The organism is Bacillus sp. S14(2024), assembly GCF_050473785.1.
GTDB lineage: Bacteria > Bacillota > Bacilli > Bacillales > Bacillaceae_G > Bacillus_A > Bacillus_A yunxiaonensis.
This window is the reverse complement of record NZ_JBFLUP010000006.1, coordinates 2,065,474-2,090,150: the sequence shown is the minus strand read 5'-3', so window position 1 is coordinate 2,090,150 and position 24,677 is coordinate 2,065,474. Positions and strand designations below refer to the sequence as shown.

Genomic DNA, 24,677 nt, shown 5'->3' with positions numbered 1-24,677 from the left:
AAAAAAGTCCCTCAATCCTAAAAAGGACGAGGGACTCCCGCGGTACCACCTTTATTAGCTACAAATACATAGCTCTCTTTACGATTCGAATAACGTCGAAATAACCGTCATAGCCTACTCAGTTCAGCATGAAGCTCCAGAGTCCATTCCATATTTTTCTTTTACTGATTCCCACCAACCATCAGCTCTCTGTAAAGTTCCAAATATGTACTCTTCTCCATCATCGCTTTTTCTTTTAAATTTTCCTTATTATACCATAGTTATTTTTCATATAAAAGAGAACTTTCTGTCTTATTATGCAGGACTTTTCTTTTTTTTATCTAATTAGATAAAGGTTTACGGAAAAGATTCATACAACTATGGAGGATTTATTATGGTAAAATACATTTCAATTCTTGGATCAACTGGCTCTATTGGGACATCAGCACTAGATGTAGTCGCTGCTCACCCAGAACACTTTCAAATTATCGGGCTAAGCGCAAATCAAAATATTGATATGCTAGAACAACAAATACAAACATTTCAGCCGCGCATTGTAAGTGTGAGTACAAAAGAATTAGCACATACACTGCGCTCACGAATTTCTACTCAAACAAAAGTGGTATATGGAGATGAAGGATTAATTGAAGTTGCTACGCATCCTGATAGTAATCTTGTCTTAACTTCTGTCGTTGGTATAGCAGGACTACTTCCAACAATCGAAGCACTAAAAGCAAAAAAAGACATTGCAATCGCTAATAAAGAAACGTTAGTTGCAGCTGGACACATTGTTACAGAATTAGCAAAGAAAAATCATTGTCGCCTTATTCCCGTAGATAGTGAGCATTCTGCTATTTTCCAGTGCTTAAATGGTGAAAATTATAAAGAAATTGAAAAGTTAATTGTAACAGCGTCTGGCGGTGCATTCAGGGGTAAAACACGCGAAGAAATGGCACTGCTCAAAGCGAAAGATGCGTTAAAACATCCAAATTGGCTAATGGGAGCAAAATTAACAATTGATTCTGCAACATTACTAAATAAAGGGTTTGAAGTAATGGAAGCGCGCTGGCTATTTGATGTTCCCTACGAAAAAATCGATGTTATGATTCATAAAGAAAGTATTATTCATTCCCTTGTAGAATTTGTAGATGGCTCTATTATGGCTCAGCTCGGAGCACCTGATATGCGAATGCCTATTCAATATGCATTCCACTATCCATCGCGTTTACCATCTGCCTTCAAAAAATTAAATTTATTAGAAGTTGGCAGCTTGCATTTTGAAAAACCTGATTTAGAGAAATTCCCTTGTCTCCACTACGCTTATGAGGCTGGGAAAGTTGGTGGCACAAAACCAGCTGTACTAAATGCTGCGAATGAAATTGCAAATGCTTTATATTTACAAGACAAGATTTCATTTTTTGACATCGAAAGAACAATCTATTCTACATTAGAAGCTCATCATAATATTGCTAATCCTTCATTAGAAGAGGTATTAGTAGCTGACCAATGGGCACGTCAATATGCCAATGAATTACTTGTAAAAAATTAAAACTGGTTATACGGTAAAGTGAGAATCCTATATTCTCACTTTTTTATAAAGGGGGCCTCTACTTGATTCGAAAATTATCTCCTTCTTCTATTGAAGAAGCTGCTGGAATTTTAGAAGTTCAAATTCCAGCATATAAAATTGAAGCACAGTATATTCAAAACAATTCAATTCCTCGATTGTATGACACAATTTTTGATATCCAAAATTGTAATGAAATCTTTTATGGATACTTCATTGATGATACTTTAGCTGGGTTTATTTCATTTCTATATAAGGATGATGTTGTTGATATTCATCGCCTCGTTGTTTCCCCTACATACTTTCATAGAGGAATTGCAACAGCACTATTGCAACATCTATTTCAACTACATGAAGAAACAACACCTTATATTGTACAAACTGGTAAGAATAATACGCCTGCCGTTGCTTTATATAAGAAACATAATTTTATAAAAACAAAAGAAATTACATTACCAGATGGTCTGGTTCTTGTACAATTAAAAAAATCATAAAATAATTTGTTTTAAAAAAACATTTTATTGCTAGAAAGCAAGAGAATAGCCGAAACTTTGCAGAACTGCAAGCCTCGGCTATTTTACTATTTGATATAACTTGAACTTGCTTTTCTCTTCGCGCGATGCCTCTTCACTTTTGCAATTGTTCCGCAAGCTCTTCCCCCTTCTCCTTCAGCATACATACCGCACCAGCGTTTACTACCGTTACGAGATTGATCATAAAACACCCACTGACAATCCGGACAAGCTTTCAATCTTCCCCACTGTTTATTTACAATAGCAGAGGCAATAATCCGTAACAAAAATGTATATAAATTTTCCTCACCAATTGCTTGATATGTAATCGCATCTTCTCCATCCTCAAGGCTTACTTGTAATGGATACTTCTCGAACAACAGCTTTAACGACTTCTGCTGTTCAACCGCCCCTCGAATGGTTGCGCGGAAACTTTTTATTTCCTCGACCGAACCAAATGATAACTCTTCATTCCATTGTTCATTCATAAACAAATATACATTTTCTTCTGTTTCAAAAAAATCAACCGGTTTTCTCGTTTCATTTGGGATTCTCCATGTATTTAAAAACGCTCTTATACTTTCTAACATCTCTGGTGCAGTTTGGTTGTTACTCAAAATCACCACCGACTTTCCATCGTTTACTTTTTTTCTTATTTTCAATATAATCATAACATAAAAATGTTAACCATTAAAAATAATAGAAGGTTAACAAAAAGGAGTGGATATTTTGAAATCTTTTTCATTACCTATTCGGTTTGTATTATTTTCTACTTTTTTTATGACGCTTGGTCATTTTGCGGTAATGGCTTTTCTAGCCATCTATTTATCTAATTCTTTACATTTTTCTGCTATGCAAGTTGGCACAATTTTAACAGCGCTTACAATTACCTCTCGAATATTTCCGTTATTTACAGGAATACTTGCAGATCGGGTTGGTTATATCATCATGATGATAACTGGAACCATTTTACGAGGTATTGGCTTTCTTTCTCTAGGAATATTTTCTGGATTTTACACTATTATGCTTGCAACTATATTCATCGGATTTGGAACTGCTTTTTATGAACCATCTGCACGTGCTATTTTTGGTTCTCAACCTGCTCATATAAGAAAGGATACGTTTACATACTTAAATCTCTTTCTAAATGGCGGAGCAATCATTGGGCCGATCGCAGGAAGTGTATTGCTTCATTGTAATCCGCTGTATCCATTTTTACTTACAGGATCACTCATGTTCGTTCTAGCATTCCTATTTTTTCTTCTTAGATCTCACTTTCATGTTACTGTACATGAAACACAACTATTAACAGGAATAAAAGTAACTATACAAAACAAGATCTTTTTATCTTTTTCACTCATTATGGTGTTTTTTTATACGATGTTTACACAACTTACGGTTGCACTACCGCTTCATATGAATAACATAAGCCACGATCAAAACTTAGTAGGACTCGTTATTACGATAAACGCTATTACAGGCTTTTTATTTATGATTGTTTTTAAACATCTTTTCAAAACATATCATCCACTTTCTCTTGTAAAACATGGTGTATTACTAATGGGAATCTCTTTCCTTCTCATTCCCATCTCTTTTCATCCATATTGGCTATTGGTGTGTGTTATTTTATTTACTATCGGAGAAACACTTGTATTGCCTAATGCGGATATTGCTGTAGCAAACTTTAGTAACGAACAATACACAGCAACCTATTTTGGTTTCTTTCAATTATCACTTGCCCTAGGATTTACTATTGGAAACTATACAGGGACTTTCTTTACGAAGTATTGGCAAGACATGAGTTTTCCTTGGATTATTTTTGGTCTTTTAGGCGTGGTTGGATTTTCACTTCTTCATTTCTTGAAACGAAATGTAAAAGTAAATGAAGAACCATTGAATATAAAACAGAGTATGTAAATATCTTATCAAGACCCAAATTAAAAAAACTTAAAATATAAAGGGCCCTAACATATTATATATGACTAATACGTTAGGGCCCTTTATTGGTGATAATGAGTTTTGAAACTGAATTTGTTGGTAGTCCCTCTCCTATTAAACTAGCAAGTCAGACCCTAAGGTGTTCAACAGAAGAGAATGTTCCTTCTAACATGAAATTAATAAGAGAAAAGGCCAAGCCACTCAGCTTCGCCTTTTCTCTTATGATGCCTGATCATCTTTATTCTTCATTAACGCACGTTTTTTCATCGCTTTTGTTAAATATCCGCCCTTGAAAGAGCGAATTTCGTAAGAAGCCATAAATGCTTTCGGTGCGATTTCATTAATAATCTCTAACAACTCTTTTTCACGCGAACGTTTTGCTACAATATCTAAACGATAGCGCTCAGAATTAATTCCTTCTCCGATGAAGACTGTCACACCAAATCCTGCATGTCTTAGTGCGATCACAAGTTCTTCGCAACGCTCTAGTAAACTAACATTATACGTAATATATCCAATAGCTAATTTGTTTTCAATATAACCGCCAAGTAACAAGCCAGCACTAAACCCAAGGACATAAGCTACAATATTCATCATGTTTGATAAATCTTGAAATACAATTCCTAAACTAACAATATAGATGACTCCTTCTAGCAACCCAACACCAGCAGCGGACTTTGTTTGATTCTTTACAAGCAGAATAGTACGGATTGTTAAAATTGGCACGTAAATAATTTGCAGTAAGAAAATAAGTAACGCTTGTAACATATGTATCCACCTCTTCCTAAAAGTCTGTTGTCATAATAACACAAAAAGTTGTAAGAAAGTGATGAATTTTATTTATTTTCTTTCTATTCTAATTCGAAAATTTCAAAAATAACAAAGAAAAAGAATCCTAGATTTAGGATTCAATCTAATAATTAGTTCTTGAAATCATAAAATTTCTCAAAATGGGGTATCGTCACATGCCTATCAACCTAATATTTTGAGGTGCCCCCAAAACAAAAAATTTATATTACTTTTTTGTTTTATAGATTATTAAATTCTTTTATCACATGAATATTTCGTTCAAGCTCAAATAAAAAGGAAATCATGATTTTCTCTAATTCAGCTTTATTTAAAACATCATCAATGATTACAACATATTTTTATAAAAATTAATTTTATTATTTAGCATATCAATATAAGACATCAAATGATCCATTTGTGATTTGATGGTTTCTTTTTGATTATTTAGCATTACAATGCGCTGATCAATTGTTTCATTCCCCTGCATAATGAGAGCAACAAACTTCTTAATATCCACAATAGCCATACCCGTCGCTCGAAGACAGCATATAAATCTAAGTAACTCAAAATCTTCTATTTCATAAATGCGTATACCATTGTCATTGCGTTTTACAAAAGGCATAATCCCTTCCTTTTCATAATATCGCAAAGTATGGATAGATAACCCTGTTGCTTCGGATATTTGACCAATTGTATAGCTCATTTTTTATCCTCCATTATAATTCTTGATTTGTTGGTCTCACAATCATTTCATTTATAGCTGTATTTTCTGGTTGTGAAATGGCATACTGGATCGCATTTGCAATAGATTCAGGAGGTAATGCAATTTGCAAACCCTCCTCAATATCTTTTTTGATTTCTTCATTAGTAACGGTATTTACCAACTCTGTTACCACTGCTCCAGGAGAAATAATCGTCGTGCGAATATTATTTTTTGCTTCTTCTTGTCTCAAAGCTTCTGTGATTGCTCTTACAGCAAACTTTGTACCTGAATAGACAGCCCATGACTTGTTTACGATGTGTCCTGTAACCGAAGATACATTGATAATATGACCTCGTTTTTGTTCTCGCATGTACGGGAGAACAGCACTAATACCGTAAAGTACACCTTTGATATTAACATCAATCATCTGGTCCCATTCCGCTACTTTTCTTTCGTGTAAATATGAAAGAGGCATGATGCCTGCATTGTTGATTAGCACATCAATTTGTCCAAAGGTATTGAAAGCAAAACGAGCAAGCTCTTCTACTTCCTTTTGGCAGGTTACATCAGTTACCTTGAATTCAGCCGTTCCACCTTGTTTGTTTATGTTTTCTTTCAAGGCTTGTAATCGCTCCCCACGTCTAGCAGCAAGAACTACCTTAGCACCATTTTTAGCTAGTACTTTAGCTGTTGCTTCGCCAATTCCACTAGAAGCCCCTGTTAAAACGACTACTTTTCCTTCGACATTCAACATGTTATTCAACCCTTTCTTTCTGTAAGATGCTGTTTATTATAATAGCTAGAGCTCACTCTAGGTCAAGGGATTTGTTAAAAAATGTATCCCAATCGATGTCAGAAGCATTCAGTCGCCAGTTACTAGGGTCTCACCACATGCCCATCAACTTAAGAGAACAACTCCACCCCAAAACGAAAAAATAAGCTTTTTTATTAACAATTAGCACAAAATCTCGTTCTGGGGGTAGTAGTATTTTCTTAGCTTGATAGCGATGGGGTACCGCCAATATTTTGAAAAAAACACGCTAAGCAAAAAATACAATAAGCCATCCATTTGGACAGCTCATTTACATAATTATCGTTAGCAGAAGTTAAAAATTTTTAGTTTCTCATCAAATTAAGGATTTTATAAAGTTTCCAAAATGCAAAAATCACAATTGGTGCTACGGATTAGCGATCTATATCATTCCTAGCATACAAAATCAGTGTTATTGAAGATTATTCTAATATGATAGAATCTCCAACATTTATTTTTCCTGGTTTTATAACTGATGCATAGACTCCAAAATGATTATTTCTTTTTTGTACAACAGTTTTTAAGAGAGTCTTTTCCAATGTTAATGTGTTGGGATCAATGGTAATAATCATGCAGCGTTCACAGTGTCTTACTATTTCTAATTCTGCTTCCCCTATACGTATACATTTTCCAAACCATGTATCTTCTACGAAAGGAATATTTTCATATAATGAGAATATCAAGTTTGGACGAAATCTCCTATGATTCACATCTTGTCCCCACATTGTACCCATTTCTTGTAATGACGTATCAGTCACAATTAATACATGTTCTTCTTCAATTGCACCTAGAGGTACTTGTTGAGGTGAGTATTGTATACCTTTAATTTTACGATTTGATTTTTGTTCTAATTCTGTAAGTAATTCTTGATTTCCCCACTTGTATATTTTTCCTTCAGGAGAAACGATTTTGATTGGTGGATATGTATCCAAAGATTCTTCTCCTATAAAACTCGCTGTATAACCAAGCATTTCAGGAAATTGTGTTGCGGTTAAATACTTTTCTGGTCTTGTTTCATCCAAAAAGGCATGGCTTCTATCTCCATATAAGCCATAGGACGCAATGTAAGTTTGTTGAACATTTTCTCCGCGAAATGACTTTATTGGATGTCTTATAATTTCTTTTAGTTCTCCAATTATCATATCTCTACTCCTTTTTTACTTAATCTTATCTCTTAATTATATAATCAATTGGAATTAGTTACCTTATGAATATAGTATTCATGCTTGGTTAACATAACGTAACATTATTGGTAGTATCCAAAAAAATCTTACTTCTTATCTTTTTTCAGATAAAAAGTGAGATTTTTTGTTTTAGGGGCAACTTGATTTCTTAGCTTGACGGGCATGGGGAATCGTCGGGAAAATGCGGATTTACAACGCTAAGGATATGCAGGATTTCATGCAGGATACGAGAACGATTTGAACTGCCAAATGCCGTTGTGACAGGGATGTATGAAATCCTACATACAGTGGAAGGAACGGAAGGCTGGCAAACTCTTGGTATGAATGGACTTCTGGGATTTAGTTACTTTGGTAAATCGACGTCTCTGCATTGATAACCCTTTAAGGAAATCAAAAACCGATTTCAAGTTAGAAATCGGCTTCAAAATATAAATTATTTATTTTGTTGAAAGTTCATTTTCTGTTACCCATTTATGATTGGTTATCTTTTCTCCACCAGTAGTTGGAGTATAATCAATCATATAAACAGTAGTCTTTTCCGCTGAATCAATTGTTCCCTTTGCACCCATCATACCTTTCATATGGTCTGCCTCTAAAGTGACTTCAGTACCAGGTTTCAAGGTTTCATCACCTGCGTTTTTAATTTCCTCTTGAATGACCCATTTATGATTGGTTACCTTCGCTCCACCAGTGGTTGGAGTATAAGAGACCGTATAAGCTGTCGTATCGTAAGCCCCCACAACCGTTGCTTTCGTACCGTTCATGCCTTCCATGTGGTCTGCCTTTACAATAACTTGACTATCTACTTTATAGGTTGAATTTTTTTCTTCTTTTAGGCCTTTTGGAATTTCGCCAGAGCTTGAATGATTCATGTCACTCATAGTCCCATGTTTCATATTTTCCATGCTGGATTGGTCGTTCTTCTTAGTAGCTGTAGAACATGCTGCTAAGGAAAAAGCAGTAACAAGACTAATAAGTAATAACGTAATACGCTTCCTTATCAAAAATTCTCCTCCTCTGCACTTTGTCACAAGTATAGTAAAACAAAAATGTGCAGAAATTATGGAGTCCGATTAGTTTTCGTTCAACTACACTTCTTCATACTATTTGAATGAAGAAGGGAAAGCTGATTGTACGAATGGGAAGTGACAAAAACAACAAGAGTTTTTGTCACTTCCCATAACGAGAATTATGTATATGCGCTATCCATATGGGGGGCTTATTGTATTTATTGCTTAGCCTATTTTTTCCAAAAATACTGGCGGTATCTCATATCCATCAACCTAAGATTCTTAAATATCTCCAAAACGAAAATTTTATATCCCTACGATTATTTATGAGCATTCAATTCATTTTTTTCGTTTTGGGGAAGAATGGATTTCTTAGCTTGATGGGCATGTGTCAGTACCCCATCGCTATCAAGCTAATAAAAAGAAATGCCCCCTAGAATGAAAAAATACGCTATTCTTTCTGTAGAATCATAGGAAAGGATGGCGTTTTTTATGTCTGTTTCTGTGTATGACGAATTACAACTATTTGCTCAAGAGATTCAAAGTTTTTTATCTCCATCATCCAAATGCCAAGATAATCGTGCAGATTTATTTTTTACTTTCCAAATTTGATAGATGAGATTTCCATATTCATGAACCCATCGCATGATGGTTGTTGGGTGCACTGAAATACCACGTTCTTTCAGGATTTCAGATACATCACGATAACTTAAAGAAAAACGGCAGTAGTAGCCGACAGCTACTAAAATAATATCTTTCTTGAATTGTTTTCCTTTAAAATATCTCATGTCTGATTCTCCTAGATCTAGATCCTGTTTTCTAGAGTGTAGCTTCATGTAGAAAATTTTGCAACAGAACCGAAAAATGAACGTGGTAATTGAGATTAATATAAAAAATTTTGTCTTCATATAAACCTGCCTAAAGTATTTTTTAGGATTAAGTTTACCCATACAGAAAAAACGATACATAGTTCATGACAATTTATTCTCCCAGTTACCACAGTGCAAGAACAAATAAAGTGAAACTTCCATCACTGGGGGTTTTCTTCATCCCCCAGTGATGGTAAAAAAAACTTGTCGCTTTTTTTTCTACGTTAACCAAGTAATTAACAACGGAAGCGTAAGTAAGGATAAAATCGAGCTAATAACAAATGCAGATGCCGTTTCATTTTCTAGACTTTCAAATTTGAGCGCAATCATTGCAGCAACAGACGATCCAGGAAATGCTACTAATAAAACTGCCTTGGTTACTTCATCTGAAGATAGACCCATTAAAAACACGATTCCAAACATTATTATAGGTTGAATAGCAACTTTTAGCACAGCAATACTAAACGCCTCTTTACTGAATGAAATTTTTCCAATTCCAACGGTTACACCAACTGCAAATAGTGCTGCTCCTGATGTAATACCCCCTATTTGCTCAAGCATCCCTTGTAAAAGCTTTGGAGATTGAAATCCACATAACGTTAAAATAACACCGATTAAAGGAATGCAAGCCAACGGCTCAGATAACCCATGTAAAATTGAATGAACTGTTACTTTTACTAAACTTTCTTTTTTTTCTTCTTTTTTCTTTCTGTTTCTTTCACCTATTGTTCCTAAAATCGTTGCTAATGGATCGAGTATCGCATTTACCACAATTCCTGTGATTGCAATAGGAATGGCCACTGCATTAGCTCCAAATATACTTCCCAACACAGGGATTCCCATAAAAGCAAATGAAGGTTGTGTAGAATTTAAAGCAAACATAGATGAAGGTGTCAGTGTGTATTTAAACATGTACTTCATTACAATTAATAAGACTAAAAAAAAGCCAATGATTCCTAAAAGAAGCGTTACTAAAAATGGCCACTCATCAATCAAATTTCTTCTAGGAGTTGTTGTAATTCCTACGAAAAGATGAGCTGGCAATGCAAACTTGGTTACTAACGTATTTAACCCTTTTGATGTTTGCTTATCAAATTTTTTAAAATGGCCTGCTAGATATCCAAGTATGATCACGAAAAAAATAGGAATGAGGATTAGAAAGATTTGACCTATGCTCACTTACCTTCACCTCACTCATTCATTGATCTAATCGTCTTATATTCTGGTTTCCACATGGCTTCTCCCACTAATTGTTCTACATATTGTTCTTGGACTGTAGATACACCGTCTTTAATAGCAGCTTTTCCTACAGCTATAGCCACTGTTTTCGATACTTTCTGAAGATCTTTAATATTCGGAAGCAACGTATCTCCTTTTGTTTCGGTTTCAGCTATATGAGCCACTACATTTGCAGCTTCAGCGAACATTGATTCGGTAATTTTTTTAGCTTTCACGACAATTGCTCCAAACCCGAGTCCCGGAAACACAAATGCATTATTAGCTTGGCCAATTTCATATATTTTTTCTTTGTACTGCACTGGATCAAACGGACTTCCTGTGGCAATTAATGCTTTCCCATCTGTCCAATTTATAATGTCCTCGGGAATAGCCTCAGCTAATTTAGTTGGGTTAGACAAAGGCATAATTACAGGTCGTTCTACATGCTTAGCCATTTCTTTGATAATTTCTTCCTTAAACGCACCTGTTACACCTGATGTTCCAATTAAAATAGTAGGCTTCACTTGCTTAATAAGCTCTAACAAAGAGATTTTATTGTCGTTATCCTGTTCCCAATCCTTTATTTCCTCTAATTTACGGGCATAAGGCTGTTGAAATGAAGCTAAATCTTGCATATCTTCTGTTAATAATCCTCTATAATCATATGGCCAAAACCTGTCATATGCTTCTTCTTCTGAAAGACCCTCAAGTACCATTGCACTATGAATTCGATCAGCATTTCCAATGCCTGCAGAGCCTGGTCCAAATACAACAATACGTTGATCTTTTAGTGAAGTCTTTGTAATTTTTAATGCTGTTAATACAGCAGCTAAAGTAATCACACCAGTACCTTGGATATCATCATTAAATGTTAAAATACGATTTCCGTACTCTCCCATAATGTGTCTGGCATTTATATTCCCAAAGTCCTCCCAATGCAACAGTGCTTTCGGAAATTTGTTCATTATTTTAAGTATGAATTGATCAATAAATTGATTATAAGCAGTACCTTTCACACGCTCATGACGATTACCTAAATAAAGCGGATCTTTGAGTAGCTCTTTATTATTGGTTCCCACGTCTAACACAATGGGAAGAGCTCTACTTGGATCAATCCCAACAGCAGCTGTATATACTGCCAATTTACCAACTGTGATATTAATCCCACCAACACCCCAATCGCCGATTCCAAGAATACTTTCTGAGTCTGTTACGACGATTAAATCAATATCTTCTGCGCGTAGCTCCATATTTTCTATCGCTTTATCCATCGTATTTTCCTCATTAATTGATAAATAAAGACCATTCGGACGATGATATTGATGACTATATTCTTGAATGGATTGTCCAACTGTTGGTGTATAAATAATCGGTAGCATTTCACTTAAATGATCTTTTAATAACCGATAAAACAAGACAACATTTCGATTATGCAAATCATTCAATAAGGTATTTTTTTGTAAATCATCAGACGCGTTCTTAAATTGTTGGTAAGCTCGCTTTACTTGTTCTTCTAATGTCAAAACTGTAGGAGGCAATAATCCTTCTAAATTAAGGTCTCTTCTTTCTTCTTTCGTAAATGCAGAGCCTTTGTTTAAATAAGGAGTTAATAAAATAGATTTCCCCTTTAGTGGTGTTTGAATGAAACCATCTTGAACTTGATCATTGGAACTCATATGTTAATTCCCCTCTATTCGTCAATAATGTAAAATTTCATCAACAAAAACTTTGTTGTCTATGGATATTATTTATGTTTAACAAAGAATTATTCTTTTCACATGTTATATTTTTAAACTGAGAAGTACTCTTTTAATCTTTAAAATAACAATTTGAGTTCTAAAAAGAGCGCAGATACAGAGCTTATGGCCTGTATCAAATAGGAAAGTGAATACTCATTCGATGTGACTATGTGCAACTCGAACGTTTCACAAAAAAAGTGTAGAAAGGCGTCCCACCCCATCGCTACCAAGCTAGCAAAACTAAATTTCCTTAAAATGAAAAAATACGCTATTCTTTCTGTAGAATCATAGGAAAGGATGGCGTTTTTATGTCTGTTTCTGTGTCTGACGAATTACAACTATTTGCTCAAGAGATTCAAAGTTTTTTATCTCCAAATACCTTACGAGATCTTGCTAGAGATGTTGGTTTTGTACAATGAACCAGTAAGTATCAAGCAAAAGATTTAGTAGCTTTATGTGTATGGGTGAACCAAAATGTAGCTATGACTTCTTTAACTCAGTTATCTAGCTGTTTAGAAGCATCAACAGAAGTACTTATCAGTCCTGAGGGACTGAATCAACGATTTAATAAGGCGGCCGTCCAACTTTTACAACACCTACTAGCCGAACTACTAAGCAAAAAATTGGCCGCATCTATGCCGATTTCTTCTCCATACACTTCTGTTTTCAAGCGTATTCGTATTTTAGATTCAACTGCATTTCAACTCCCGGATGTATTTTCATCGGTTTATCCAGGTGCAGGAGGATGCAGCCATACAGCTGGGATGAAAATTCAACTTGAGTATGATTTGTTAAGTGGACAGTTCCTACATATTCATACAGGTCCAGGTAAACAACATGATCGCACTTACGGCTCTCTGTGTGTCCCAACTGTGACAGCGAATGATTTATGTATCCGAGATTTAGGTTATTTTCATTTAAAAGACCTTCAATATATACAAGATAAAGAGGCCTACTATATCTCTCGTATTAAGTCGAATACACGTATTTATCAAAAAAATCCTAACCCTGATTATTTTCAAGATGGAAGAATTAAGAAAGGTACAGAGTATATACAGATAGATATGGAGACATTAATGAACTCCCTTCAACCAGGACAAACATGTGAAATAGCTGATGCTTATGTGGGAATGATTGATAAAGTGCCAGCTCGTGTAATTGTTCATCGATTAACAAAACAACAGCAACAAAAACGATTACAAGATCAAGCTATAAGAGAAAAAAAGAAAGGAATGAAGTATTCTCCTCGTAGTAAACGACTCAGTGGTATCAATGTATATATGACAAACATCCCTACAGATATTGTCCCGATGGGACAGGTACATGACTGGTATTCTTTGCGTTGGCAAATTGAAATTTTATTTAAAACGTGGAAGTCATTCTTTCAAATTCATCATTGTAAAAAGATAAAACGAGAACGATTGGAGTGTCATTTATATGATCAATTGATTGCCATTCTACTCTGTTCTTCTATCATGTTTCAAATGCGCCAATTGCTCCTCATGAAGAAAAAACGAGAGCTTAGTGAGTATAAAACCATATATATGATTAAAGACTATTTTCTTCTTCTATTCCAAACTATACAAAAAAACACCCAAGAGCTATCAAAGGTGTTACTTCGCCTGTTCAATCTCATACAGCAAAACGGGCGGAAATCTCATCGATATGAGAAAAAAACGGTCTTTGATATATTAGGTGTCGTTTACAATTGTACCATGTCTGATAATCAAGCCGCTTAATTCAAAAAAGTGAAACCCGTTAGGTTTTATTTCGTATGCAAATCTTTCAATCAACTAAATTTGCCCTTTAGAAAAAAGAAACAATCTAGCCTAAAATTGACTTTGTATAAGCTTAGCTTGATGGTGATGTGTCAGTACCCCAAAATGCATAAAAAACACGCATCCTCCCTGGTACAGGTGTATTTGCGTGCACCTGCCATTCACATGTATTGCAAGGATTGCTGTAGATTTGTTTGGATCTATAGTTTGTAGAACCGAAAAAGCGCTACAGCACTGCATTGAGATCGTATGTACGTAAACTGGTACTTAACTCAATTTGCTATCACACCGCACAGATGCAAGGCATTCCACATAAAAACATTGTGTTGTACTGTTACTAACACACCTGACAATCATCGTCAACATGATATTGGTGTTATATGAGGTTTCAACCTTCCTCAGTTAATTAATATTCAAAATCATTCTGTCCACAATTTCTTTATATCAATTAATTGTTCGTCATTAAATTCCATCTTGTATACATCCGGTTTTGATGTCTGCATTAAAAATTCAAATCCATATTGACTATCAAAATATCCCATCATTAAAGTCATGACAAGTCCATGAGTACCAATTACAATTTTATGACCTTTAAAATTTTTTAATATATCTTTCAATACTGCTACAGATCGGCTCTGACAATCTGTATTTGATTCTCCTCCGAGTAATGAAAAATCTGGATTGGAAAACATCTTCTTTACAAGTGGATACAATTCCTTATCTGATATTATCTTATCTTCACTTGAAAACATACATTCTCTAAGGTCTTCGTATATTAATATTTCTTTACCATAAAAATGAGCTAAATTCTCTATCGTCAACACAGCTCGACTATATGGACTTGAAATAAACGTTTCTACTCCTTCATCTTTCAATAATTCAGTTACTCTATGCGCATCAAGCCTCCCCTTCTCAGTTAATCCACGCGTTCTTTCGTCCCCTTCTATTTTAGGTGATTCGCCATGTCTAACCATGTAAATATATGTATACATAATTCCTCCCCTGAAAATACTTACAAATAATAGATTACTATGACTTTATATAACAACTAGTATCCGCTATACTCTGTTGTGTTGTAAGACTATTATTCTATGACTACATGACCTAAGATTTAACTTGAAGAAAGCTTACAAGACAATAGTTTTTTCCAGATTCTCACGCTATTAGATTTTCTTTTTCTTCGCTTTTATAATTAAAAAACTTGGCTGTTTCATTAATTTTTCATAAGATGATGGATAATTTCTTTTCAATTCTTCTGTAGGAGTTGGTTCTATCATTTTTTCAATTTCAAAATGAAGAAGTGTGTTATTTATAATGTCTTGCAATGGCCGGCGATAAAAATACATATCAACATATTTACCGCTTTTCTTCCATTTATCATGAAGCAATTCGCGCTTAAAATATTCCTTTTCCTCTGATAAATGTATGTCCATTGCTGGATGATGAACGGAGAACAAAAATGTTCCATTTGGCTTTAATATTCTCATAAATTCAGCAAATGTTCGTTCCCAATCTGCAATATAGTGAAGAGCTAAAGAGCTAATAATGCTATCATATGTACAATCTGCAAAAGGTAACGTATTTTCAAAATCTAATTGATAAACCTCAGCTTTTTCTCCTACTCTTCGCTTCGTAGCAGCAATCATCTCTGAACTTATATCCATCGCGGTTACATCTGCTCCCCGATTAAGAAACTGTTCTGTATACCACCCTGCCGCACAGCCAGCATCAAGTACCTTCATTCCTCTCAGATTATCAGGAAACTGATTCATCATAGCTGGACGTTCGTAATCTGTATTATACGGACTTTCATAATCGACGCTATGTTCATAATGGCCGGCAAGTATGTCATACGCGTCAATAATTTGTTGTTTATTCATATCCATCCTCCTCTAACTTCAAAAGACGTAATTTTCATTTTATCACATATCCAAACAATTAAGAATATTGAATTATCTAAAAAAAAAAAAAAAAAAAAAAAAAAAAAAAATCAATTAATCTCTCACACTTTGAGACACAAGAAAAAGCAGCAACTATACAGTTGCTGCTTCTTCTTGTTGTAAATCTATTTTACGAATTTCAATACGCTTAATTTGATGTGCGTCTTTTTCTAGAACTTTGAATTCATATCCTTCTGCTTCAACAAATTGTCCTTCTTGAATTTCGTGATTTTGCGTCATCACCCAACCGCCAATTGTATCAACTTCTACTTCATCAATGTGTAATCCAAATAAATCTTGAATCTCACTAATTAACACTTTTCCGTCGACAATTTTATGATACTCATCAACATGATGAATCGGAGGATGCTCATCTTCATCATATTCATCACGAATTTCTCCAACGATTTCTTCCAATATATCTTCAAGCGTTACAATTCCCGCTGTACCGCCGTATTCATCATACAAAACAGCCATTGGAATTCGCTTTTTCTGCATTTGCAGAAGTAAATCATGAATTGGAATAGTTTCCATTACTTCAATGATAGGACGCATAAACGTTCGGATAGATGGTAGATCTTCTTTATCATTTTTCATATAACGAATAAAGAAGTCTTTTACATTCACCATACCGATAATATCATCTTTATCTTCTCCAAAGATTGGGTAACGTGTATACTTTTCACTTCGGATAATTTTCATATGATCTTCTACTGAATCTTCAAGATAGAAACCAACGATTTCTGTACGTGGCACCATAATCTCTTTCGCAAGACGATTATCAAATTCAAAAATATTGTTTACATATTTATACTCCGCCTGGTTAATTTCACCATTTTCATAGCTCTCTGAAAGAATTAAACGTAATTCTTCTTCCGAGTGTGCTACTTCATGTTCAGAAGCTGGTTTTAATCCGAATAAACCAGTTACAAGACGCGCTGATGTATTTAACATCCAGATAAACGGGAACATGATTTTGTAAAATATAATAAGCGGTGCTGCAAACAACATTGTAATTGTCTCTGCTTTTTGAATTGCTACTGTTTTCGGTGCTAGCTCTCCAACAACAACATGTAAAAAGGTAACTGTTGCAAATGCAAGAATGTACGATACTGAATTCGCAACCGTTTCTGAGAAATGTAGATCTTGAAATAACGGCTGTAATAAACGATGAACCGTAGGCTCTCCAAGCGATCCGAGCGCAAGAGCTGTAATGGTAATTCCTAACTGACACGCCGATAAATACTCATCTAAATTTGTTGTTACCTTTTTGGCTGCTAACGCGCCTCGTTTTCCTTCTGCAACAAGTTGATCAATGCGGCTTGAACGCACCTTAACCATAGCAAACTCTGTTGCCACGAAAAATCCAGTAAATGCGATTAAAATCGCAATCATAACTAAATTAAATATTTCCAAAGAATCCCCCTTAGTTCGAAAACTAAGGTGTCCACCTCCTGTATGAATAATTGCTTTTTTTACTCTCTAAATCTAGAAAATAAAACGCTATACAGAAATTAAAAGGGTGGATAGCTCTACCTACTATAAAAGTAAGATAAGAGATTGTATTAAAGCTGTCGTTTGAGTTGATAAATGTTTCGTTAGTTTTTCGCGCTGTGAATCTGTTAACCCATCTAATAACGGTTTTAATTCTACTAATTCCGTCTCCAAACGGTGGATACGATCTGTTACGTCATTTACTTGTTCCGAAACGTTTTCATTAACACCGAGCAGCTTTTTTTTCTCCTCGATCCTATCCTTAATTTCAGAAAGCGGTATATGCATTTCTTTACATCTCTCAATAAAACGTAATGTTTCAATTGCTGTTTCATCGTAGTAGCGATAATTAGATTGAGATCGCTCCGCTTTCAAAATACCTAGATTCGTATAATAATCAATCGTTCGTTTCGAAACATGAGCCATGTGAGCCAACTGTCCGATTCGGTACACCTTCCCAACGACCTTCCCTCCCTATATATGTTAAAAACATCATACAATACATAAACTGTACAGTCAAACGTTATGGTTAAAAGGAATAATTTATAAAAATATTAAGATTTATCTTCACTCAAACAAAAATAAAAAAAGAAGCTACTATACACACCGTATAGTAACCTCTTTTTCCAATTACATTCTACTTAATAAAAACTCTTCTGTTTCTATTACTTTCGCAAACATATTATCTAAAGCACCCATAAATGCCGCATGCACATGTTTGGCTTGAATCGTTTCATTGCGAAATATGAGATTCTTTGTCGTACAAGCATCTTCAATTACTGTGCATCCAAACTCTAAATCACTAGCAGCTCTAACCGTTGTATCAATACACATATGCGTCATCATTCCGCATACCACCAAATGTTCAATGCCCTCTCGCTGAAGTAACTCTAGTAAATTTGTTCTCCGAAAACTGTTTGGATAATTTTTTTGCACGACATATTCATTGTCAAGAGGCGCTACATAAGGATGAATTTTTACACCTTCTGTATTCGGAAGAAAAAAAGTAGCCCCTTCTTTTACTGAAATATGTTGCACATGAAATACAGGTAAATTCATTTTTCTAAAGAAGTCTAACACTTTCTTTGCATTTCTTGCTGCCCTTAATGGTTCATGTAATTCAAATCTTCCACCTGGAAAATAATCATTCTGAATATCAATTAATACCAGTCCTGTCATCATTATTAGTCCTCCAATATTTCGAAAATTAAGTTATAATCTTATTATAGATCTTTATTGAATTCGCGATAACATTCTCATGAAAGACTTTAAAGTCATATGATTTCACCATGAAAGGGTTTGGAACCATGATTGATTCAACAGACTTACAAATACTTGATTTACTAAAGAAAAATTCACGAATGCAGTGGAAGGATATTGGAAAAAATATTCATATGACAGGTCAAGCTGTTGGAAACCGTATTAGAAAAATGGAAGATGAGGGGTTGATAAAAGCATATACTATTTTAGTAGATCATCTAAAATTAGGTGTGCAGTATACAGCTTTTATTACTGTTTTCATGAAGACAAATGAACACGCAAAATTCACTTTCTTCATCACAAATACAGATTCAATTGTAGAAGCCCATAAAATAAGTGGTGAAGGATGTTATTTACTTAAAGTACAAATAGACTCCCAAGAAAATTTACACAATTTATTAAATGAAATTTTAATCTTTGGCAACTATCGTTTAAACTTGTCAATTCATCAAGTAAAAGAAACTTACTAAAGATAGAAAGGAGAATAGCGATGTATTACAACAACTTATTCGAAAATGATCAGCCAGTAATCCGTCTCTAAGACGAGCATAAAATGCTTCGTCTTAAGGATATCTATCTCTAATCCTAAAAATAGACGGAGGTCGTATTATATGAAACATTCATTAATTGGTGCATTTTGTTTATCGCTTGCTGCAAGCATTTGGGGAGGTATGTATGTTGTAAGTAAGTATGTACTAGACTTTGTTCCCCCGCTTACACTTGTTTGGTTACGTTTCGTTATTGCCTTTACAATTTTGTTTATGATTTTACAAATAACGCAGCGAAAACAGAAAACAAAGATTCCGATTGGGAAAAAAGATTGGTTATTATTTGTCTGGATTGGTTTTATCGGTTATTTCGTCTCCATTACATTTCAATTCATTGGAACAAAATTGTCTGATGCACATACGGGTTCTTTAGTAACATCAGCAACACCAGCCTTTATGATCATTTTTGCAAGAATAATAGTAAAAGAACGTATTACCATTCGCAAGTTCATTTCTGTACTCCTAGCAACTATAGGTGTTGTCATTGTCATCGGATGGGATATAGAAATCGGAACGTATTTCACCGGAACACTCATCTTAGTCGGGGCTGCTATTACGTGGGCATTATTATCGATTTACGTCAAAATCGCCTCGCAACGTTTTTCTTCCTTAATCATTACAACGTATGCGATATTTTTTGCGCTTTTGTTTATTACACCTTGCATGGTATGGGAATTACAATCTAACAGCATACAAAGTCTTAACACATTTATAATCATAGGGATTTTATACCTCGGTATCATTTCAACTGCCGGTGCATTTTTTCTTTGGAATAAAGGTATGGAATTAATGGATGCAGGAATTGGCTCACTCTTTTTCTTCTTTCAGCCCCTTGTTGGATCATTTCTTGGATGGTTACTACTAGATGAAGAGTTAAAAACTACATTCTTCATTGGAGCTGCGCTTATTGTAGTGAGTGTTCTTATCGTTACAATTGATAAAAGAAAGACATCTTCACATAATAAATATACAATTCTATATACCAATGATAAATAAAGAAAACAAGGGTGGTAAATGCCATCCTTGTTTTTTTCATAGTTTATTTTATTCGTTACATCTCATCTGGACTATAATAATCTAACACATTATTACCTATTCCTACCTCTGAAAAAATAACATGTGTAACAGTTTCAGAAAATTTTGAAATATCATCGATAAACGCTTCTACTTCTTGAAAGCTTCGAACAGAAATTTTCGCTATATAGTTAGCAGGCCCTGCTACGCGATAACAAAAAACAGCTCTCGGATAAGCTTTCATGTATGCTCTAAACCTTTCACACTGTCCATTTTTTGTTTTCACTTCTAATACAGCATGAATATTAAAACCTAACTTATCATAATTAATTTTTGTCGTATATCCTTCAATAATCCCCTCGTCCTCTAACTTCCGTACTCTTTCAGCCACGGAAGGCGCAGACAAATTAACTTTTTTAGATAGTTCACGAATGGAAAGACGAGAATTTTGATTTAAACATTGTAAGATTTGTGCGTCAATTACATCTATTTTCATTTGTAATGTTCCTCTCATAAATTCGTTTTAAACACAAAGAAAAGTCTTAGAATACATTATTAACAGAAAGGAAAATAGCTCCATTCTATATTATCATATAATTATAAAAATTATTTCTCTATGTAAGGAGGAAACCCCGTGGCACTAGAAATGAAAGTAAATTGTCAAACTTGTAACACCGCTCTTCGAGGAGATTCAGAAGCATACATATGTGTGTATGAATGTACTTTTTGTCCACCTTGTACAGAGAACACACATCATGTCTGCCCAAATTGCGGCGGCGAATTAGTACGAAGACCAAAAAGAAAGAAATAAAGATTTCTCTTCCACATAGTAAAAGCGCAAAATCTATAAGACTTTGCGCTTTTACTTTTGTTTTTTCAACATTTGATTCCCTTTATCTTTTCTAATGATGACTTCTGCTAAATTTTTATATCCACTCTCTCTAAAAAGAGTCTTTTTATTTATGTATTAATTTCCCTTCAAGTGCGTCAATATATCTTTTCGCTGATTTTTGAACAGCTTCATTTGCTTTTTCCTTCACAATTCGATGGAATGCATTATACAAACGATTAAACCTTAATTTTCTTACTCTTTCAGCCATATCTTTCACCTTACTTGCTGGCAATGGAATTAGATTTGGATAACTATACATGAAGCTTACCCAGCTTTGATCAGCAACAACCTGAATAATATCCCCAGTTAATAATATTCCTCTTCCTTCATCTCCAGTTTCCCAATGTAAAACTGCGCCACCAGTAAAATGTCCGCCTAAACGATGTACTGTAATATCCTCGGAGAGTTTTAAAGATTCTCCAGACCAGAATATAATACGATTACTTGAGCGCATCACCCATTCTTTATCATCTTCATGAATGTATATAGGAACATCAAATCGTTCCCCCCATTCTACTTGAGTAGAATAATAATGCGGATGCGATAAAGCAATCGCGTGAATTCCTCCTAACTCATTCACTTTTTCTACTGTCTCCTCATCAATATAAGCGATACAGTCCCATAACAAATTAAACTTATCTGTTTGAACTAAATAAGCAGTTTGACCAATTCCAAATCCAGGTTTCGTTGTAATACTATGTAAATGTTCTTCTTCCTTTAAAATCTCATTGTTATATGTCTTACTTTGCTGTAAGTTTTCTAAAGTTGTCCATGATTGTCCCATTGGATTTACATATTGGCGTTCTTCATTACAAATTATACAGTTTACAGGCGGTTCTTTATAAAGTGGATACTGGACACCACACGTTGTACAAACATAATGCTGCATACTATTTCTTCCTTTCTCATTACATTGAATACAAATTAATCCAAAATATTATGAACAATACGTGAAATTAAACTTCTATATTTCAATAACTTAACGTTTAAGTAACAAAATCCCTCTCCAAACTCTCATTCCTATCCATAATATCACATTTTTTGCCTTTTATTCTATATTTTCTGAAAACAACCTCTTAATTTTATTGAATATTTAATTTATTATTTTATTTGTTATAGAAAAATAATAATTACCATAAAATATCATATGATAAACCACTAAAAGAAAGCGCTTAACAAGCGTAATTGATTAAATTTTCTATACAATAAAAATGATAGAAAAAATAAATTTACGAAAAATTCATTTTTGTCTTGCATAATAATTTATTTTTGTTATTATCGTTAGTGATTCGACAAAAAATGACTTAGTATTGTAATTGTTGTACAAAAAATTCAAAATATTTAAATTCGGAGGTTTTTTCGTGTCAAAAAATGTGCAAACTTCACATATTTTTGTGATTGGGCTTATGCTCTTTGCCCTTTTCTTTGGAGCAGGTAATTTAATTTTCCCTGCTATGTTAGGACAAACAGCAGGAAGTAACGTATGGGTTGCAACCGCAGGATTTTTAATTACAGGTGTTGGTGTACCACTACTTGGTGTATTAGCGTTTGGTGTTTCAGGCAGTGATGACCTACAAGCAATGGCAAGTCGTGTACACCCTTTGTTTGCGAGTGTATACACTTTTATTCTTTATTTAGCAATTGGTCCTCTTTTCGCTTTACCTAGAGCAGGAAGCGTATCCTTTGAAATAGGTGTAAAGCCATTTGTAGGAGAAAATAGTGGTCATTTACCTTTAATTATTTTCACTATTCTGTTTTTCGGGATTACTTGTGTACTCTCTTTAAACCCTACAAAAATCGTTGATGTTGTTGGGAAATTTTTAACTCCAATCAAGTTAACATTTATTGGAATCTTAATTGTTACCGCAGTAATAAAGCCAATTGGTGATATTCAAGCACCAACACAAGAATTTGTAACAAATTCTTTCTTCAAAGGCTTTCAGCAAGGCTATTTAACAATGGACACTCTCGCAGCTTTCGTATTTGGTATTATCATTATTAATGCGATCAAAGCGAAAGGTGTAAGTGACAAAAAAGAGATTATAAATGTTTGTATAAAAGCGGCGATTATCGCAGCTGTCGTATTAATTGCTGTTTACACTTCACTTGCATTTATGGGAGCTTCTAGTGTTTCTAAATTAGGACATTTAGAAAATGGCGGCGAAGTTTTATCAAAAGTAGCAAATTACTACTTCGGTTCTTTAGGAAATTTACTATTAGGATTGATGATCTCTGTAGCTTGTTTAACAACAAGTGTTGGACTTACAACAGCATGTTCATCCTACTTCCATAAAGTATTTCCACAAATATCATATAAAACGTTTGCTGTTATTTTAGCTGCTTTCAGTGCTCTTATTGCTAATCTTGGCTTAACAGAACTGATTACCATATCTGTACCTGTATTAACAGCGATATATCCTTTGGCGATTATGCTAATTTTCTTAACGTTTTTACATCGATTGTTTAAAGGAAGATCAGAAGTATATCAAGTAAGTTTACTATTCACTTTTATTGTAAGTATCTTTGATGGACTGAATGCGGCAAATTTGAAAGTTGATGCAATAAATTCCTTATTCTCTCGCATCTTACCTTTATATGATGCTGGATTAGGATGGATCGTTCCAGCACTCATCGGAGCTTTATTAGGCTATGGAATTAGTTTATTACGAGTGAAGAATAATCCTAATGTGGATACTTCTCATGATCTTGCACGTAAAAAAACATCCTAAACTTGTTAAGTTTAGGATGTTTTTTGCTTTTAATTTTTTTCTGTCCATTTTTTCAATCGGTGTATTTCTTCGCTAGAACCTATTTTTCGTCCATAACGTACCTGCTCGTAAATAGATATAATTTCATCACTTCTCTTTATACGAGATAACCATCGCTGAATCGTTTCAAACGGACGCCTCTTCTCATATTGCGGCAACGTCTTCTCCCACTCAATTAGAGCCACTCGTATTTCCTCTTCTGGAAGAAACGTACACTCTCCCGCATTTTCATGATTTTCTCTTTCACTTTCTATAACCTTTATATCCTTTTTCATCAAAGAGTTTACAATTTTTTTCTTTTTACGACGTACAAAATAGGTGATAATAATACTTCCTAAAACAAGTCCACCGATTATAGTATATACAGCTGTACTTTTCTGAAATAAACCTTCCAATCCCTTGTTCTTTTTTAATAACGGATTCTTTTTTATTACTTTTACTTTTTTTCCATCTGTTCCGTCATCTTCAATCTCTTTTTCTGGTTCATCATTAAAATAGATTGAATCCACACTTTCCTCTTTATTCGGATGAATAAACCGCTGAAACTTTTCTTGCGTAATCACAGCTCCTTGCGACAAAGCAGTTGCTATGATTAGTAAGCAAAGACAAATCATAATACGAACAAAAATATAGTTCTTTCCCAAACGTCATGTAACCTCCCTGC

At 34.4% G+C, this 24,677-nt stretch carries 23 protein-coding genes, 2 pseudogenes and 1 other annotated feature; of the genes and pseudogenes, 8 read left to right on the top strand and 17 right to left on the bottom strand.

The features are described 5' to 3' along the window. Positions 1-19: 19 nt before the first annotated feature. Positions 20-233, bottom strand: a binding site (T-box leader). 140 nt (positions 234-373) lie between these two features. Beyond that, positions 374-1,528, top strand: coding sequence for a 1-deoxy-D-xylulose-5-phosphate reductoisomerase (locus AB1279_RS10990; RefSeq protein ID WP_429758756.1), 1,155 nt, complete (start codon positions 374-376; stop codon positions 1,526-1,528). Between the two features lie 62 nt (positions 1,529-1,590). After that, the gene (locus AB1279_RS10985) at positions 1,591-2,040 is read left to right on the top strand and encodes a GNAT family N-acetyltransferase (RefSeq protein ID WP_429758755.1); all 450 of its coding nucleotides are present in this window, start codon (positions 1,591-1,593) and stop codon (positions 2,038-2,040) included. Positions 2,041-2,126: 86 nt separating this feature from the next. Here AB1279_RS10985 and AB1279_RS10980 read toward each other — a convergent pair whose 3' ends face one another. Beyond that, positions 2,127-2,648: a CGNR zinc finger domain-containing protein gene (locus tag AB1279_RS10980; RefSeq protein WP_429761357.1), complete on the bottom strand. Its 522-nt coding sequence runs from the start codon at positions 2,646-2,648 to the stop codon at positions 2,127-2,129. A 139-nt stretch (positions 2,649-2,787) separates the two neighbouring features. On the opposite strand from AB1279_RS10980, the gene AB1279_RS10975 reads away from it, so the two are divergent. Further along, positions 2,788-3,975 (top strand): MDR family MFS transporter, encoded by a 1,188-nt coding sequence (locus tag AB1279_RS10975; protein ID WP_429758754.1) that lies wholly within the window; start codon positions 2,788-2,790, stop codon positions 3,973-3,975. Positions 3,976-4,215: 240 nt separating this feature from the next. Here AB1279_RS10975 and AB1279_RS10970 read toward each other — a convergent pair whose 3' ends face one another. From AB1279_RS10970 to AB1279_RS10935, 8 genes and pseudogenes are all read right to left on the bottom strand, one after another. Continuing rightward, positions 4,216-4,764: a DUF2179 domain-containing protein gene (locus tag AB1279_RS10970; RefSeq protein WP_336480963.1), complete on the bottom strand. Its 549-nt coding sequence runs from the start codon at positions 4,762-4,764 to the stop codon at positions 4,216-4,218. A gap of 367 nt (positions 4,765-5,131) precedes the next feature. Beyond that, on the bottom strand, positions 5,132-5,488 hold the full coding sequence (locus tag AB1279_RS10965) for a MerR family transcriptional regulator (RefSeq protein ID WP_429758753.1): 357 nt from the start codon (positions 5,486-5,488) through the stop codon (positions 5,132-5,134). Positions 5,489-5,501: 13 nt separating this feature from the next. Further along, entirely contained in the window at positions 5,502-6,242 is a 741-nt protein-coding gene (locus AB1279_RS10960; protein WP_429758752.1) for an SDR family oxidoreductase, read from the bottom strand. 479 nt (positions 6,243-6,721) lie between these two features. Next, positions 6,722-7,441, bottom strand: a complete 720-nt coding sequence (locus AB1279_RS10955) for an MOSC domain-containing protein (protein WP_429758751.1) — start codon at positions 7,439-7,441, stop codon at positions 6,722-6,724. 479 nt (positions 7,442-7,920) lie between these two features. Further along, positions 7,921-8,484 (bottom strand): YdhK family protein, encoded by a 564-nt coding sequence (locus AB1279_RS10950; protein ID WP_429761355.1) that lies wholly within the window; start codon positions 8,482-8,484, stop codon positions 7,921-7,923. 566 nt (positions 8,485-9,050) lie between these two features. Continuing rightward, positions 9,051-9,281: pseudogene (locus AB1279_RS10945) on the bottom strand (IS6 family transposase); the annotation flags it as partial. A 300-nt stretch (positions 9,282-9,581) separates the two neighbouring features. Continuing rightward, complete coding sequence (locus AB1279_RS10940) at positions 9,582-10,541, bottom strand: AEC family transporter (protein ID WP_429758750.1); 960 nt, start codon at positions 10,539-10,541, stop codon at positions 9,582-9,584. An 11-nt stretch (positions 10,542-10,552) separates the two neighbouring features. Beyond that, positions 10,553-12,256, bottom strand: a complete 1,704-nt coding sequence (locus tag AB1279_RS10935; RefSeq protein WP_429758749.1) for an NAD-dependent malic enzyme — start codon at positions 12,254-12,256, stop codon at positions 10,553-10,555. A gap of 371 nt (positions 12,257-12,627) precedes the next feature. Between AB1279_RS10935 and AB1279_RS10930 the strand changes: the two are divergent. Next, positions 12,628-14,058, top strand: a pseudogene (locus AB1279_RS10930) (IS4 family transposase). Between the two features lie 458 nt (positions 14,059-14,516). Here the strand turns inward: AB1279_RS10930 and AB1279_RS10925 are convergent. The 5 genes from AB1279_RS10925 to AB1279_RS10905 all read right to left on the bottom strand — a co-directional run bounded on the left by AB1279_RS10925 (position 14,517) and on the right by AB1279_RS10905 (position 18,713). Further along, positions 14,517-15,089 carry a histidine phosphatase family protein gene (locus AB1279_RS10925; protein ID WP_429758748.1) on the bottom strand — a complete coding sequence of 191 codons (573 nt, stop codon included), beginning with the start codon at positions 15,087-15,089 and terminating at the stop codon, positions 14,517-14,519. Positions 15,090-15,260: 171 nt separating this feature from the next. Further along, the gene (locus AB1279_RS10920; protein ID WP_429758747.1) at positions 15,261-15,977 is read right to left on the bottom strand and encodes a class I SAM-dependent methyltransferase; all 717 of its coding nucleotides are present in this window, start codon (positions 15,975-15,977) and stop codon (positions 15,261-15,263) included. A gap of 153 nt (positions 15,978-16,130) precedes the next feature. Next, positions 16,131-17,453 (bottom strand): hemolysin family protein, encoded by a 1,323-nt coding sequence (locus AB1279_RS10915; RefSeq protein ID WP_429758746.1) that lies wholly within the window; start codon positions 17,451-17,453, stop codon positions 16,131-16,133. A gap of 123 nt (positions 17,454-17,576) precedes the next feature. Then, positions 17,577-17,984, bottom strand: a complete 408-nt coding sequence (locus tag AB1279_RS10910) for a MerR family transcriptional regulator (RefSeq protein ID WP_429758745.1) — start codon at positions 17,982-17,984, stop codon at positions 17,577-17,579. Positions 17,985-18,161: 177 nt separating this feature from the next. Further along, the gene (locus tag AB1279_RS10905) at positions 18,162-18,713 is read right to left on the bottom strand and encodes a cysteine hydrolase family protein (RefSeq protein ID WP_429758744.1); all 552 of its coding nucleotides are present in this window, start codon (positions 18,711-18,713) and stop codon (positions 18,162-18,164) included. A 125-nt stretch (positions 18,714-18,838) separates the two neighbouring features. Here AB1279_RS10905 and AB1279_RS10900 point away from each other — a divergent pair, with 125 nt between their 5' ends. Together AB1279_RS10900 and AB1279_RS10895 are read left to right on the top strand one after the other, a co-directional pair. Further along, on the top strand, positions 18,839-19,261 hold the full coding sequence (locus AB1279_RS10900; protein ID WP_429758743.1) for an Lrp/AsnC family transcriptional regulator: 423 nt from the start codon (positions 18,839-18,841) through the stop codon (positions 19,259-19,261). A 141-nt stretch (positions 19,262-19,402) separates the two neighbouring features. Beyond that, positions 19,403-20,335 carry a DMT family transporter gene (locus tag AB1279_RS10895; protein WP_429758742.1) on the top strand — a complete coding sequence of 311 codons (933 nt, stop codon included), beginning with the start codon at positions 19,403-19,405 and terminating at the stop codon, positions 20,333-20,335. A gap of 55 nt (positions 20,336-20,390) precedes the next feature. Here AB1279_RS10895 and AB1279_RS10890 read toward each other — a convergent pair whose 3' ends face one another. Continuing rightward, complete coding sequence (locus tag AB1279_RS10890) at positions 20,391-20,849, bottom strand: Lrp/AsnC family transcriptional regulator (RefSeq protein ID WP_429758741.1); 459 nt, start codon at positions 20,847-20,849, stop codon at positions 20,391-20,393. A 138-nt stretch (positions 20,850-20,987) separates the two neighbouring features. Here AB1279_RS10890 and AB1279_RS10885 point away from each other — a divergent pair, with 138 nt between their 5' ends. Beyond that, positions 20,988-21,164, top strand: coding sequence for a DUF1272 domain-containing protein (locus tag AB1279_RS10885; RefSeq protein ID WP_429758740.1), 177 nt, complete (start codon positions 20,988-20,990; stop codon positions 21,162-21,164). Between the two features lie 145 nt (positions 21,165-21,309). On the opposite strand, the gene AB1279_RS10880 is transcribed toward AB1279_RS10885, so the two are convergent. Beyond that, the gene (locus AB1279_RS10880; protein ID WP_429758739.1) at positions 21,310-22,134 is read right to left on the bottom strand and encodes a hypothetical protein; all 825 of its coding nucleotides are present in this window, start codon (positions 22,132-22,134) and stop codon (positions 21,310-21,312) included. A gap of 472 nt (positions 22,135-22,606) precedes the next feature. On the opposite strand from AB1279_RS10880, the gene brnQ reads away from it, so the two are divergent. Continuing rightward, a complete protein-coding gene (brnQ, locus tag AB1279_RS10875; RefSeq protein WP_429758738.1) occupies positions 22,607-23,974 on the top strand; it encodes a branched-chain amino acid transport system II carrier protein in 1,368 nt (455 codons plus the stop codon). Between the two features lie 29 nt (positions 23,975-24,003). On the opposite strand, the gene AB1279_RS10870 is transcribed toward brnQ, so the two are convergent. Then, a complete protein-coding gene (locus AB1279_RS10870; RefSeq protein WP_429758737.1) occupies positions 24,004-24,657 on the bottom strand; it encodes a hypothetical protein in 654 nt (217 codons plus the stop codon). Positions 24,658-24,677 lie beyond the last annotated feature (20 nt).